Annotated in this window: 11 protein-coding genes; 5 read left to right on the top strand and 6 right to left on the bottom strand. The window is 42.9% G+C overall.

What is annotated here, in order from left to right; genetic code table 11:
- The first annotated feature begins 54 nt into the window (after nt 1-54).
- The 3 genes from K4H28_RS05840 to K4H28_RS05850 all read left to right on the top strand — a co-directional run bounded on the left by K4H28_RS05840 (nt 55) and on the right by K4H28_RS05850 (nt 4659).
- On the top strand, nt 55-2625 hold the full coding sequence (locus K4H28_RS05840) for a fimbria/pilus outer membrane usher protein (RefSeq protein ID WP_221007438.1): 2571 nt from the start codon (nt 55-57) through the stop codon (nt 2623-2625).
- Between the two features lie 147 nt (nt 2626-2772).
- Nucleotides 2773-3537, top strand: coding sequence for a fimbrial biogenesis chaperone (locus K4H28_RS05845; RefSeq protein ID WP_221007439.1), 765 nt, complete (start codon nt 2773-2775; stop codon nt 3535-3537).
- A gap of 171 nt (nt 3538-3708) precedes the next feature.
- On the top strand, nt 3709-4659 hold the full coding sequence (locus K4H28_RS05850; RefSeq protein WP_221007440.1) for a fimbrial protein: 951 nt from the start codon (nt 3709-3711) through the stop codon (nt 4657-4659).
- A gap of 844 nt (nt 4660-5503) precedes the next feature.
- Here K4H28_RS05850 and K4H28_RS05855 read toward each other — a convergent pair.
- From K4H28_RS05855 to K4H28_RS05875, 5 genes are all read right to left on the bottom strand, one after another.
- On the bottom strand, nt 5504-5989 hold the full coding sequence (locus K4H28_RS05855; protein WP_221007441.1) for a hypothetical protein: 486 nt from the start codon (nt 5987-5989) through the stop codon (nt 5504-5506).
- 303 nt (nt 5990-6292) lie between these two features.
- Nucleotides 6293-7717, bottom strand: a complete 1425-nt coding sequence (locus K4H28_RS05860; protein ID WP_221007442.1) for an EAL domain-containing protein — start codon at nt 7715-7717, stop codon at nt 6293-6295.
- Nucleotides 7714-8337 carry a helix-turn-helix domain-containing protein gene (locus tag K4H28_RS05865; RefSeq protein ID WP_221007443.1) on the bottom strand — a complete coding sequence of 208 codons (624 nt, stop codon included), beginning with the start codon at nt 8335-8337 and terminating at the stop codon, nt 7714-7716. The genes K4H28_RS05860 and K4H28_RS05865 overlap by 4 nt, the downstream gene beginning before the upstream one ends.
- Before the next feature lie 641 nt (nt 8338-8978).
- Nucleotides 8979-10520: a hypothetical protein gene (locus K4H28_RS05870; protein ID WP_221007444.1), complete on the bottom strand. Its 1542-nt coding sequence runs from the start codon at nt 10518-10520 to the stop codon at nt 8979-8981.
- A gap of 80 nt (nt 10521-10600) precedes the next feature.
- Entirely contained in the window at nt 10601-11686 is a 1086-nt protein-coding gene (locus K4H28_RS05875) for a hypothetical protein (RefSeq protein WP_221007445.1), read from the bottom strand.
- A gap of 564 nt (nt 11687-12250) precedes the next feature.
- On the opposite strand from K4H28_RS05875, the gene K4H28_RS05880 reads away from it, so the two are divergent.
- Nucleotides 12251-12415 (top strand): hypothetical protein, encoded by a 165-nt coding sequence (locus K4H28_RS05880; RefSeq protein WP_221007446.1) that lies wholly within the window; start codon nt 12251-12253, stop codon nt 12413-12415.
- Nucleotides 12416-12642: 227 nt separating this feature from the next.
- Here K4H28_RS05880 and K4H28_RS05885 read toward each other — a convergent pair whose 3' ends face one another.
- Complete coding sequence (locus K4H28_RS05885; protein WP_221007447.1) at nt 12643-13254, bottom strand: helix-turn-helix domain-containing protein; 612 nt, start codon at nt 13252-13254, stop codon at nt 12643-12645.
- A 637-nt stretch (nt 13255-13891) separates the two neighbouring features.
- On the opposite strand from K4H28_RS05885, the gene K4H28_RS05890 reads away from it, so the two are divergent.
- Nucleotides 13892-15045 (top strand): IS3 family transposase gene (locus K4H28_RS05890; protein WP_221007448.1). Its coding sequence is split into 2 segments (ribosomal slippage): nt 13892-14132 and nt 14132-15045, totalling 1155 coding nucleotides; the frame shifts between segments, so codons are not numbered across the junction.
- The last annotated feature ends 104 nt before the right edge of the window (nt 15046-15149 follow it).

The following is a 15149-nucleotide window of genomic DNA, read 5'->3' on the forward strand; positions in this document are numbered from 1 at the left end:
ATGTCTAAATTAAATCAATCGGAATTAAAAGCGTTCGCGTTTAAGCCAAAGGCTATGCCTCAACTAATTTATGCAGCGTTATTGTGTCCTTTTTTTTGCGGCCAATTAGTTGCTGCGAATGATTTAACTGCACCATTGGGCGTCGTGGCTAGCGAAACAGCTAAAGTCTCGGCTAATTCAGCAGATGTCAAATTTAGTAAATCATTTTTTGGCGATGATAATGGGGTAGATTATTCACGTTTTGAGCAAGGCAATGTGATTAATCCAGGCTCATATCGTGTTGATCTATCGTTTAATGAAACCCCATTTGGGCGCGAAGATGTGCTGTTTAAGGCCGGTGAAGGTGATTCAGTTCAGCCTTGTTTTTTGCGCAAAAAGCTCGAAGTCTTGGGGGTTAATTTTAAAAAGGTCGACGAGTACTTGCAAAAAGAAGGGCGCGTACTTCAGCCGCTCGAGGAGGGTGCTTGCGCGCCAATTGAGTATTGGGTGCCAAGTGCTAGTGCTCAATTTGATGTTGCCGAGCTCAAGCTCAATCTCAGTGTGCCACAGATCTTTTTGAAAAATATGGCCCAAGGCTGGGTTGATCCTGCGTTGTGGGAGGATGGGATTAATGCTGCAATGCTCGATTATGATGTGAATGCATTTTTCTCTAAAAATGATACCGATAGTAATACTTCGGTTTTTGCCGGTCTACGACCTGGAATCAATATTGCTGGCTGGCGTTTACGTCACAGTGGCTCAGTGAATGCACAACTCAATTCGGATGTTACGCCACGCTATAACGCGACCTCTACTTATGCCGAACATGATGTAACGAGCCTGAATAGTCAATTTCGGATTGGTGAGTCTAATACCCAAGGCTCATTGTTTAATTCATTCAATTTACGTGGCGTTTCCTTATTTTCTAATGAGGAAATGCTGCCTGACTCTTTGCGTGGTTATGCACCAGCGATCCGCGGGGTTGCAAGAACCAACGCCAAAGTGACCGTACAACAGAATGGCGCGACCATTATCGAAACCACCGTTGCGCCTGGCCCGTTCGAACTGAATGATTTGTATCAAACGGGTAGCTCTGGTGATTTTCAGGTTTCTGTGACCGAAGCCGATGGCTCCGTCAGTACATTCGTTGTGCCGTATTCTTCAGTGCCACAATTAGTACGCAAAGGCTTTAATCGCTACTCATTGTCAGCGGGGCAATATCAAGATTCAGCGCTGCAAATTAAGCCCTACATTGCTGAAGCCACGCTACAGCATGGTTTAACGGACAACATCACGGTGTTTGGTGGGCTACAAGTTTCTGGTCCCTATCAGTCGGCTATCTTAGGGTCGGCGTTTAATACACCGATTGGTGCGATTTCTGCCGAAGTGAATCAATCGCATGCGGCATTTTCGAATGATCAAACGCTCAATGGGCAAAGTTATCGACTCGCCATGTCCAATACCAATATCGATACCGGCACCAATATTTCTTTGGCCGCCTATCGATATTCCACCAAAGATTATTTGGCGCTTTCTGATGCCATGCAGATGGAAAATCTGGCTCAGCAAAATCGCCCGATCAATTCGATTGCGCGCCAACGCCAACGTTTCGAGCTGACGCTAAATCAAACATTTGCGCCGGGCTGGGGCAATGCCTACATGTCCGGCTATACCAGCCAATACTGGAATGGTCCGGCAGAAAAAACGTTCAGTGTTGGTTATAACAATAGCTGGCATGGCATCAATTTTGCGTTAAGCGCCCAGAAAAACCTCAGCAATACCAATGTCAAAGGTAAAGATCTGACGGCAATGCTCAATATATCGATGCCGCTGGGTAAAGGCGCTAATGCACCAATGCTGACCATGCAAAGCACCGTCATCAGCCCCGATGGTAGCCATCCTGGCAGTGTGGGTTTAAATGGCTCAATCGGTGAAGATGGCCGACTTACTTACAATGCTCAGCTCGCACATCAAGTTGGTAATAATAGTGTTAATACAGGTCTGGCTTATCGATCGGATTATGGGCAAATGAATATTAATGCGGGGATTGCTTCCAATTATCGCCAAGCCTCTGCTGGCTTCAGTGGTGGTGTGGTCGCTTACTCTGGTGGCGTTAAATTTGGCCCATCGATTTATAACAGCGCCTTGGCCATTGTCGAGGCAGATGATGCGGCGGGATCGCGTATTGATGGCGCGGCAGAGGCCTATGTAGGCCAAGATGGCAAAGCACTGGTCAGCAATTTAAGCGCATATCGGTCTAATGCATTAACGCTGAATCCGCAAAGTTTGCCACTCGATGTTGAGCTAGGCTCAGTGTCGCAAACGGTGATCCCACGTGAGGGCTCGGTGAGTTTGGTGAAATTTGAAACCAAAGTAAAACGCACCGTGCTGCTTAAAATCATGGATAGCCAAGTGCCATTCGGGGCGCAAGTATTGGATGCAGATCAAAAATCCTTGGGTACCATTGGCCAGCAAGGCAAAGCAGTTATCGCGATCGACGGAAAAAACCAGCAGTCATTTGATATGCCATTGCAGGTGAAATGGGGTGCTGATGCTGCTCAATCTTGCCGAGTACAGGCCCATATTCCAGCCCATACCGAGGCATCGCGTCAGCAATACGATGTAGTCGAAGCAAGCTGTCAATAATGTGCTATGCCTAACAAAACGCCCCGATGGATATACCTTGTTGTATGTACTATTAGTGCGCTTATATTGGTTTTTTAAATTAATTTTGCTACGCCGCCGCAGCCTAATTGCGCAGGCGTAGATTCTAAACTGTGAAGGAGAATATCCATGAAACTCAAGCAACGATTTATTTATCTACTCACGCTGGTGATGCTCAGTGTCACGCAAGCTAGCTGGGCCGGCATCATCCTACAAGGCACGCGGATTGTGTTTCCATCTAATCAGCGTGATGCCAGCCTGAAAATCACCAATGAAAATGACAAGCCCGTGCTGGTGCATACTTGGGCTGACGATGGCAACAGCAAATCAACGCCCAAAGATGCCAAGTCACCCTTTATCATTCCAGCGCCGGTATTTCGCTTAGACCCTAAAAAACAGCATGTCATCCGCATGGTGTATTCCGGTGAAGCCTTAGCTAAAGATCGCGAAAGCTTGTATTGGCTCAATGTCTTGGAAATTCCATCCACTACCGCCGCCGATGCCGAGCAAAACCTATTGCTCATGGCATTTCGTAACCGAATTAAGATTTTTTACCGCCCAGTCGAGTTGACGCAGAAAATCGAAGATGCGCCGTATGCCTTGCGAGCCAGTATCCAAGCCAGTGGCAATAGCTCGGTGATTCGGATTAAAAACCCAACGCCATTTCATCTGTCATTTTCTAATATTGAGGTGAGTGCCGATGGTGTGACTTACACCCACCCAGGCGGTGGCATGGTCGAGCCCTTTGCCGAAAAAAACTTTGATTTACCTCAGTTGAAAAAACCGTTGGCCAGTAGCACTGCCAAAATCAATTTGAGCTTAATTAATGATTATGGTGGTGACCATAAATTAACCATGGGTCACGACGCTGTACCGGTGGATGCCGAGCAATAGAAACGTAGAAGTACAATCAATCTAGCAGCTAAAAATAATAAATGTCATTTTTTAGCTGGTTTTTTGTTTGTCTTATTGTGAATTTAATTTGGCTGAATTTAAGATGATTGCAATACGATGGACGATTAATATACATTCTTCTGTTTTATTTTTTTTGATAGGAAACACTTTATGTTTTTAAAAAAGTCATTGATTGGTGTGTGCCTGATTTTCTATTCAGCATTTGGATATTGTGATTTTCTATGTTCTGGACATACAGTAAGTGTTAAATTACCACCTGTTCTATACCCGGGAGTTACCTATTCCCTTGGTGATCTTTTTTCATGCAGGAATACTAATGATCTTTATGGCAGTTATATATATCCAGAGCAACGCACAACATCTGACTTATACATAAACCCATCGTTCAAAGCGGCGGGTGTAGCCATTGGGTATTATAGGTTGAGCGATTGGACGGAAAATAACGTTATTAGTAATCATAACCCTCCCATAGCAAATATTTTTTGGTATGGAGAAGCCCATGCCTTGTTCGATGACTTTCAAATTACCATGCCAAAATCGATAAAACCATTTTCCCTAAAGGCAGGTGAAAATTTAGTACGGCTTAAACTTGTGGCTAAACAAAGCGATTTCCGCTATCCTAACCATCCTTCACACTATTATATTGGGGATTTAAATTCTTTTGAAGTATATATTAATGCTCAATCAGATTCAAAAGGTGTCTCTTGTGATTATAGTAAAAGCAATGTAGCAGTGAAACTTCCTGCGGTAAATAAATCTACCTTTAGCAAAATTGGCGTTGTTGCAGCTAATACTCAATTTAATTTAGGCTATTCGTGCAGTGATGCGGTTATTTCATCGGTGCAGCTCGATGGTACGGCGGATGTTACGGCTGGCAACACGGTGTTGGCCTCTCAAACGGGCACTGGCTATGCAAGCGGCGTGGGGATTCAGTTTGTTGATGATAAAGGGGCGGTTATCGAGCTAGGTAAACCTTACCCTTTTAGCTCTAGTAGTTTAATTGCAAATAAAAAATTTTCCGCCCGCTATTACCAAACCCAATCGGCCGTAACACCTGGTCTGGTCAAAGGGACTGCCACTGTGACCTATACCTTTCAGTAATCAGCCTAAAGTACACAAAAGTCCACAACTGCACGTAGATCATCATTCTGGTCTACGTGCTTTTTTTATTCCTCGTCCTTTGCGCTAAACTTCATCACGGGCTTTTTTCCTGCTCAAGCTAGATCGTATTGCGACAAACTGGCTCAAGCTATCGCTATCCGCAGTGATGCATACGCTGGTCGCGGCAAGCCCATTCTCTGCTAGCCCTACACATCTTTTGCCCATGGGGGCGATATTTTCTGTGCGCGCGACGGCATTCTGAATGTGTCATCGTTATGACTTCAATGGTATTTTTTCGCTTAAGCTTGACTGCAAAAGTCTTTCTCTTTTGCCGCTGCGTCTCGCTAGACGCTAATGTACCGCACGCAGTCGGGGTTGTTTTTATGCAAATCAATGCAAGTTGTGGGCAAAAAATACCCAATGTTTAGGCAATGATCAGATTTGGGGTTGATGTTGAATTGATCTGCAAAAAACGATTACACCCCATCCCAACTTTCCCCCGTCAAGGGGGAAGTAGCGATTTCAGCTCATTCCCAAGCATATCAACACCAAACCTGAGCATCATCAATTTTAATGTGTTGGTGAGTTGGTGGGGATGGTGCTGCTGATTTTTCAGCAATCCCGGATGATTATTCTCTGCTCAATGCTGAGCAGTAGACTAGCGTATGGCAGAGTAAAAAGAGGGGCTTGAAAGGACTGTGGACTAGAGGGTCGCCAGCAGGAATGGCGAAAAATTCAGCCGGTTGAGTGCAATAGAATGAATTAAACCAACCATTAAATCTATTCACAACACCGGCTGATGGTATGCGATGGCAGTATGAAGCGAGGATGCGTAATAATGAGATTAATTGTATGAAATATGATAAAGCGTATGCGATTTATCTTTCTCAGTTTGGCTGATGTTCAGTTTGCCAATTTTTAGGCTGGGATCAATTTTTCCGGCAAAAATACGCTTGCCGTGGTGCCCCAATAGCACGGCATAATAATCAGATTCTTTTGGGGTGCTATTTTTTTTGCTGATTGTTGCTGCTGGTAATGTGACCCGATTGCTTTCAAGGTACATGCTGGCTATTTTGCCAGAAAAGCAGCTTTCATTAGCAGCTTCGCCAAATAGCGCAGCATATTCGCCCGCATCCAATGTCATTGCCGGCAGTGTAATTGCTAAATTAGCTTCTTGCCTTGGGCTATTCCAGCGTATTGAGCATGAATCATGAGTGATTTCACCATGGATATCCATTCCGTCTTGCGCATATAAATTTAATGACGCTAAGCTAAGTACTAGCGCAGCATATGGATAGAAAATAAATTGATTAATCTGTTTGTGGTTCATTTTAATTTCACCGTAATAGTCGTTAATGTTTCTGTTGTATGTAGGGTTAAAATGGCCTTAGTAAACAGGCCAACAATAATTGATAATTTAATCTATTGGGGGCATCTTGTGTCTGGAATGATAATAAGGTGAAGATTGAGATAAAAATATTGTATTGAAATGCAATTTACGCGAGATGGGGCGGGATTGTTGTTATCGATACTGGCAGCGCAGATGAGGGTTACAATAGACTGTGCAGAAGCTGGATTTGGATGCTAGCCAATGAGCTTGATTGGCTAGCATGTAGATATTATTCGTTCTGTGTCATACCCTGGGCATGAAGCTTACTTCGTATGCGCTGCTGTGGTCTTTTGTGATGTGTTTGATGAGTTGATCAATTGGCATCGGTCTTTCGAAAAAGTAACCCTGAAAAATATACAACCCTAAATTTTGTAATTCGCTGAGTTGGTGAATACTTTCAACGCCTTCTCCGATGATGTGCTTGCCATTTTCAAGGGCATAATTATACAGCGGTTGAAGAATAGCGCGGTTGTATTCCGACCGGATAACTTCTTTATCAATCTTAATAATATCAATGGGTAGCTTCAATAAGCGATCCAAATTGCTTAATTTAGAACCGTAATCATCCAGGATGATTTTCAGCCCTTCGTCCTTGAGTTGGTTGATGTTGTTTAGGATGTGGCCATTGATTCTGTGGTCATTTTGTTCGATGATTTCAACGCCGATATGCGCGTTATTCTTTAGTCTGCGCTGACATTCGATGAGGCCCTCAACAATGGTGTCGTCTTTCAAATCAAGTAGGCTGACGTTAATGGTTAATAAAAAATTTTTGGCATTTGCGGTGTTAATTGCGCCAATGTTTCTTTGCAATAGCGAAATAACGTGTTTGGTTAATTCTGGGCCAATATTTGTATCATAGGCCCATGTAATAAAATTTTCTGTTTTAAATAATTGCCCATTCTTCTTGGTGATTCTCAATAGCGACTCGGCCCCAAAGAATGTACCACTTTGAATGTCGACAATAGGCTGATAATGTAAAATCATTCTGTTTTCACGAATAATTTTGTTTAACCTTAATTTGTTAATGACACGACTTTTGTTAATGGCACTTGCCAAATTACAAATCATCTTGGTTAGCAATAGGCAAAATATGAAAATACTGCTTAGGTACAGCATGAACCCAGCTGGGTTGATGGTGTAATTGAGGCTGAAAGAAGTAGGCGAATTATTATCAGTCTCATTGTGATATTTGAACGTAAATGCGGACAGCAAACCAGCAAAAGAGCTGCTTGCGAGCTCATCTTCGATGTGATCTTTTAAATACTCGACCGTGGCTACAGGCTGACCCTCGGTGTATATTTTCTGTGTAACTATCTTATTGCTGTATTGATTGACAATGCCAGATAAAGGTTTGTTATCAATCTTGACGTTGTTGTTTTCAATCGACGTCGAGCATTCGATCACGTTATTGCTGCCAACAATGTTGATCGATTTAATTTCTGGTGTCGTACTTTCAAATAAAGAATAATGCTCTTTATGTGCATTATTGCATCGCGCGCCTTGGTGTGCATTGAGCTGATTGTTAATGAACTTGGTGGTACTTGAGAACAAAGTGTTGATGTCGTTGACATTGTGGTTCAATAATGACAAATCGATGGCTAAGCAGATCACCATACTCATTGTATTTAGCACCATTGTGTGAGTTATGGGTGTATTTTTTGGGGTCATGGGTTAAATCCATTAGGTAAGTTTTTGTTTACTTTAATTAGTTTTCCATTTTCGACTATGATGTAGTCGCCTTGTTTTAGAGCAAATATGATTTTCTGTACTAGGCTTTTCGAGAGGTTTGTTCTTTCTGCGGTATAGGCAATTAATTTTATATCCGCTCGGATGTTGTCATTGAGTTTTATAAGTTCTTCAATGGCATATTTAACTTGAATGTATGATTCTGCGTCGATGAAGTGTTGTGAGCGCATTTCATACATTGAAGTCGAATAGGCCATTACTTCTAAAGTGGCCTTCCATAAATCATGTTGCTCGCACATCTTTTCCCAGGATTCAAAATCTATTTTGTAGCCATAGAAAAATGGCACTGAATAATACAGATTGGATCTTCCTCTGTAATACTCTAATAGCCCAATGATCTCTGGGGGGGCTAAGTCATATAAAATTACATTGTTTTGCATAATCGTAATTTCTCCCCCTGTAATGAAATAGATATTTTTGCTGTTGGATGGCTCTGGTTTGTAATTTCGTATGTATTGTGGCTTTATTTGATTTTGGATAATGGCATCTTTTATTCTTTCATATGCCCGTTCTGGTTTGTTGTGTTCAATAAGTATGCTCATCGCTTTACACTGTGTATTGTCATTTGCATAAATATAATCGATAGCCTCATCACTCTGCTTGCCGTGGATATAAATGTACCTTCTGTAGTAAAAATACTCTGAAGAAGGGTATTTATTTAGATAATTGATATTTTTATCGACTCTAAAGTCGACTTTTATCTCAACAGCTTGGCGATGTTTGTGCCTTGTACGGTATGAGTAAATTTTCAGTCTTGGATGGTAGGGGCGGGGCGGGGCTAAGCAGCTCTACTTTCTGAGCTGCTTGATTGCGAACTTATGCGTGGATGCACAATGTGTGACTTTACTTGTGAAGTGCTGCAGGGAAGGTTAGAGCGATTAATCGCAGCTGTATTTGATGCTGCAGGCTTACTTATCCACCACGGCTTGAAGGATAAATATGCGTTGAAAAACGCTATTCAGTCAGCTCGGTGTTGTTGAGCCGATCTAAAGATAAAGGTTTGGCCTTTTTTCAATGTTGATCTTTATATCTAGCAATTAGGGCGGCGGGAGCAAAAGCAGAGTTGCGGCACCTACATTCGTCAATGTCCAGCAGTGCCGCATTTGGCATCAAGCCTTTCATTCAACATCATTGTATGTGCCGCTGAACGCCTTTTCGTGCTCAAAACACTGGCTCGTTATGATTAATCGTTGGCTTTGTTATAGTACGGACGGCAGCCCAGATCGCTGGCCGGATCACTAAGTTCATTAAACTGTATGGCTTTTAACATCGTAGTCGCTTTTGCAAACTGCCAGCTATCACTGCTTGTGCGATCGGCTGGGAAATCGTCATAGTTATTTTCTTTATTCAGAATAAAGCTCTTCATTTTGAATTCATCAGGTGCATAAGGATTGAAATATTGATAGATATCGCCAGGGCTTCCTGATCTTGAATGAGACCATTGGCGGCAAAGTGGTCGATATGGCATTTTTTCGGCGCTGCCGCGCGGAAAATAAATGTTGTCCACTAAACCAGTTAAGTATCTTGGTCTACTTTCGCCGCGGTAACTACCATTCGCATCAAATTCCTTGTAGTAAACAGTCGCAAAAAAGGGGTAACTCCGTCCACGTAACGGAGAGTCTATGCCGCCTGTACCGCCTCCACCACTGACATACATCAGATCAAGCTTGGGCGAGATTGGGTCTTGCAAACTACTTCTGAGGGTGTAGTTGGTGTTGGCGGCGTTTTGTTTTTTGAACAAGCCCCAGTCGATGCCGTAATCAATTTCACCGGCCAGTGGATTATTACTTTTCAAAACGTGTTTTAGAATTCGTGGGGTTCCGGTCAGATTAATTTGATGTGTTTCACTATACCCCCCTTTGAATTGAAAAAAAGGGCCGGTATTGTCTACTCCAGCTGAAATGCCAACGGAAAATCCAGAGGTGTCCAGCGTTGTAATCATGGCATTCTGACTACTCTGCGGGAACATCGCGGTTGCGTTATTTTGTTGGGTGAGCCTGAGTGAGTTTGTTAACCAGCTAGGGCAGGAATTGGTTTCTACGCAGGATTTAATCTTTTCTGAATCATAGTAGTTATCAAATTTTGTAATGGGACCAAAACCCCAGTGCATATTTAAGGTACTAAAGCTATTGGCAGATCCCGTAGAGCTTGTACCGATGTTTTGGTTGTCTTGCATAAAGCCGGCACCACTACTATTTATCCATAAGTAAATTTGTTCCTTGTCGTAAGAATCTTTATAGATAAAAGCAGCCCATCGCACTGTATGATCTGCCATTTTTGACACGCCGTAATAGTTAGCTAATTCATTTTGGCTAAAATGCAGATTGCCAAAGCGTCCATAAGTGCAAACTCGGTCATCTAAATCCTGATCCGACATTGTTTCGCCATTTATTTCAGCGGCTAATTTTGCTTGTGTGCGCAACGATTGACATAGGCCAATTGGATCTCTATTGCTGAAACTAACTCCGCTATTGCTACCGCGTGATTTGAGTAATGTTGTTGTGCCAGAGATCAGATCGCCTGGCGCTACTTGTGCGGGTGGCATGTTATCTGAGCTGGGGGCAGCAACTTGTGCAGAACCAGTCGTTTGCAAGCTTGGTGGGGGGGCTGCTGTCTTTGTTTGGTCGGGTGCAGTTTCTCCACCACCACAACCTGAAAGGATCATCGTTGTGGTCGCGATTGTATATATTGATAAAGCGAGTGGTGGTGTTTTAGATGAAGTCATTTTTATATCAGCTTTATGATATTAATCTGTGAGAGATTTAATTTTGGAGTGCGCAGAATCATTTAAAATATTTCTGTTAATCACTCAATATTTAAAACAAGGCCAGAATCGTTATCTGGAGTGGTTGTGATGCTCAGCTCAGTCACATCTTCGACTTTGTTGTTATACAGTTCACGATAAGTAGAGGTGTCACAGTTCCACCACATCGCTCCGCCACCAAATGGGCTAGATACGGCGGTGCAGCGTTTGTATTTTTCTGCCTGCATGAGTTGTGCGCCGGTTCGAATTACGACAGGGAAATTGTTATGTAATTTTTCGTCGATGCCTTCGATTACGTAAATTGTAGAAAGATCTGGGGTCCAGTTTCCTGTAAGCACTTTACTGACCGCACCGGCACCTTTTCCTGTTTGAATTACAGAAGATACGGCACCTAAAAGTGGGGCTCCAATTGAAGGGGTCAAGCGCGTAACTAGGTAGCGCTTGTTATCGATGCTCTCAAAGAAGTTTTGTGTACGATCATAGTCGCCATTACTTGATATGCGTGTTGTGCTGTGGGAGTAACCGATATCTATTTGTGCATTTAAACCATTTCCTGATACGTTAACGCTGCCACCAACTGACGCCGTTGCTGCGCTTGAGGTTGTAACGCTGCTGTCTTGTGGGGGGGCTTTAACGTAACTCAGTGTGCTGGCGTATGGCCCAACATACGTTTTGGTGAATGCTGACATCAAGTTGTATGCCCCGTAATATGACCCTGTTGTTATTCCTGGTTCTGCTTTTGCTTTTGGGGGGAAGCCTGAAGTACTGAAGCCTTGTGATGAGGTGATAAAAACATATAAGTTGCTTTCATTTTTTCGGCTGGTGGGCACACGGATCGCCGCAATATGATAATTAATGTCATATCTACCGTTTCTTTGAACAATTCTATTGGTAAATGTGCAGGCTGAATTTTGTAACGCTTTAATTTGTGTTTCGGTTAATATTTTTGCTTCTGCTTTAGCTGCGGCTAATGCACTTGTTCTAATCTCTTGGCGTAGCGCATCGCAAAAAGAATCTGCGCCGGTACCATTAAAGATTTGTGGTTTTATTTCAAAGGTGGCGGCAGTTGCAGACGTGCCTGGACAAATAGCAGGTATTAATAGAAGCAAATAATTAAGTATTTTCATATTGAATTCTTTGATGGTTTTTGTAGTGATGGCGGTTTTCGATTAGTGTAGCTTACAAACCCGCTTGTTTATTGCCCTAATAATATTCCCGTCCGCATTACTGTGTGTGTAATGGGTATTATTATTTTTTGATGAGTATTTTTGTTTGGCTCAGGTTCGGGCGAGCACATATTGATGGGCCGAAAATACGTGGCAGTGGTTGGGTCAATATCCATCTTGTGCACAAGCGGACTTTTTGCTGCGGCAGCTTGCGATTTCTATTCCGATGCGCCAGCTCACATTAATGGTCTGGTGCACTGGTCTAGGGTGGTAGGGTTAGATGTTCGCTGTGTCGTGCGCCTCGGATTAATATCTTAATGTGCTTCAGTTCTTGGTGTGAAGTAGCCGAATCTGGCGTTATCGTTTTCATCATTATTGAATGAGCAGCCTATTCAGTAGTAGGTTTGGGCACCGTCATGCACATAATAAAATTACTATGAAAGTGCTATTTGTATCGGCCTAGGCTGTCAAAATAAATTTATCCATATACTTGCGCTCATTGTTAATTAGATGAGGAGCGAAATTGTGGAATCTTATGTTGAGTATCGTATTAAGAAATTGAGTGGTCGTCTTTATTTTATTACTGACCCGGATGAGCGTCGTAAAACGATAGAGGAAATTGAGCACCTGAAATCATTAAGTAAAAATAATGCATCTGATCTGATTTTATTGCTAAATAGAATTGCATAGGATGTTCGTTATTAAGAAGCTAATTTATAATTTAACTCTAGGGATTTTCAGGGTGATTCAATTCGGACGCTTACCCTAGCTCGCAAAGCTTTGGGTAAGCGTCGTGGCTCATATGATTAAATTTTTTTGGATTTAAAAACTTTTAAGCTACTTATGTACTTACTGATTGTGGTAGTGGTAGATTGGCAAGTGCTCTTGGTATATGTAAAGTATTATTACTATTTTGTTTAGTAGCTTTTGGGAAGTTCTTTTTTAATGTCGATTAAAATTCCATCTTCCATTTCTATATAACCACCTACCCGTAGGTTGTATATAATTTTTGTGATCATGCTTCTGGATAAAGGAGAGCGCTCTTCTATGAAAGAAAGAAGAGATTTCTCTTGGTGTTCCTTTTCTATGTAGTCTTCCATGAAGTGTTTGATTTGACGGTATGCTTGCTTTTCTGTGTAGATCCCAATTTTGTCTTTGAGAAAGGCAAGTGTTCGCCTTAGCTCTTTGAGGGTCATCATCGCAAGATCGTTATTTTCTCCGAGTATGGCATCCCATTCTTCTTGGCTAAATAGCGCATAATTTACGCGTGTGCGAGCACAAAGATTAAGTTTGTAGATTCCTGAGCTATAGATCAATCCGTTGAATACTGCTGGAGCTTCGAATGTCGCAATTAATATATTAGTATTTTCAATTGTACAGTCAATTTTTCCTCTAATGAACAACGCAACAGATTGTTCAGGTATTTCTATATCTTGTTTTGCCGGACTAGTTAGTATATTTAATCCAGTAAGGCGCTTAATTAGGCCTTCGGCAGCGTCACTTTTAATGATGGGTTTCTCAAAATCCATGCTCGTACTCTTTTTGGTGAGGTGGTTTGAAGAGGGTGTTTAGTGATGACAACGAATCTAGCTTGCTAACGACCCAGAATAGGTGATGAATATTTATCACGCATGTAGCGTAAATTTATTCTAATCGTTTAATGTTTACAAGTAAGGAGTGTTGAAAAGATGCCCTTGTGCAAAATGACGAATGGTCATGTTTGTAGTGGCACACTGATACCGTCTAACGCCAAAGAGATTTTTACTGTCCGTTAAGGCCGATCAGCACTGGCACCAGGCAAAAATAATGAAGGCAGCTACCTGATGGTTAGCGGCCTTATATTAATGGGTATGACGCAAGTCGTAAAAAAGGCCGAAGGTCAACAACACCTTGTGGGCCATACCTCTTGAACGAGGGGTTCGATTTTTGTTCTAAAGCCATTGATACATTGCTAGATTTTTACGTGCCTTAGTGAAATCGAAGAAACCAAGCCGCAACTCAAATAGATGGTTCTCACTTTTCAAATATGCGCCTTTCCAGATGGATACCTCAATCTTCTTTAGTGCTTCGCGAGGGAAACTACCACGTCGCCAGAACATCCGTATGAATCGCCCCGGGTTTCCTAGACACCTAAAGAGCCTCAAAATGAGGTAATTAGGAGGTCTTATGAGCAAATCTAATCGCTACACCGAAGAGTTCAAAATCGAAGCCGTCAAGCAAGTGACAGAACGCAACTATCCTGTCGCAGAAGTCGCTGAGCGACTGGGGGTTTCAGGGCATAGCATCTACAGCTGGATTAAGCGCTACGCCACGCCTTTACCAGAACAAGCGCAAACAACTACTCAGCAGGATGAAATTCGGCAACTAAAAGCTGAACTACGTCGAGTAACTGAAGAGCGTGACATCCTAAAAAAGGCCGCCGCGTACTTTGCCAAGCTATCCGGGTAAGGTACGCCTTCATTCGTGACCATCAAGCACTACATCCAGTTCGACGGCTCTGCCAGATGATGCAAGTCCATCCCAGCGGCTACTACGCTTGGCTGCAACGACCACAATCATTGCGCACGATTGATGACCAGCGCTTGACTGGCATCATCACTGAAGCGTGGCAAGAAAGCGGCGGCGTCTATGGTTATCGCAAGATTAATGATGACTTGCGTGATATGGGCGAACAATGTGGCAAGCATCGCGTCGCGCGCTTAATGCGCTTAGCTGGCCTTTGTTCACAAACAGGCTATCGTCGTCGACGTGGTTTTTATGGTGGCAAGCCCACCGTAACGGCACCAAACCATTTGGCTCGGCAATTCAATGTCGATACACCTAATCAGGTTTGGGTGACTGACATTACCTATATTCGCACACAGGAAGGTTGGCTTTATTTGGCCGCAGTATTGGATTTGTTCTCAAGACAGGTTGTTGGTTGGTCGATGGGCGCGCGGATGGACCGTGAGTTGGCGATTAAAGCTTTATTAATGGCGGTTTGGCGACGTCAGCCCAAGCAAGAGGTCTTAGTGCATTCGGACCAAGGCAGCCAATTCAGTAGTTATGATTGGCAGGATCTACTGCGTGTGCATAATTTAAAACCGAGCATGAGTCGGCGTGGCAATTGCCATGACAATGCGGTCGCGGAAAGTTTCTTCCAGCTATTGAAGCGGGAACGAATCAAACGACAAACCTACCGTAATCGAGAGGAGGCACGTCGAGATGTGTTCAATTATATCGAGATGTTTTACAACCCCAAGCGCCGCCATAGTTTCAATAATGGGCTATCACCAGTAGAGTATGAAAAGCAGTATTTCGAAAGGCTCGGCAGTGTCTAGAAAACTCGGGGCGATTCAGTAACTGGCTACACAATTTGCGAGTCTGCAATCGGAGTTATTGCAGGCGTTCATTTTTCCCCAAATTGTTGCGCTTTAGAGAACTC

Origin of the sequence: Deefgea tanakiae, from assembly GCF_019665765.1 — a bacterium.
Taxonomy (GTDB): domain Bacteria; phylum Pseudomonadota; class Gammaproteobacteria; order Burkholderiales; family Chitinibacteraceae; genus Deefgea; species Deefgea tanakiae.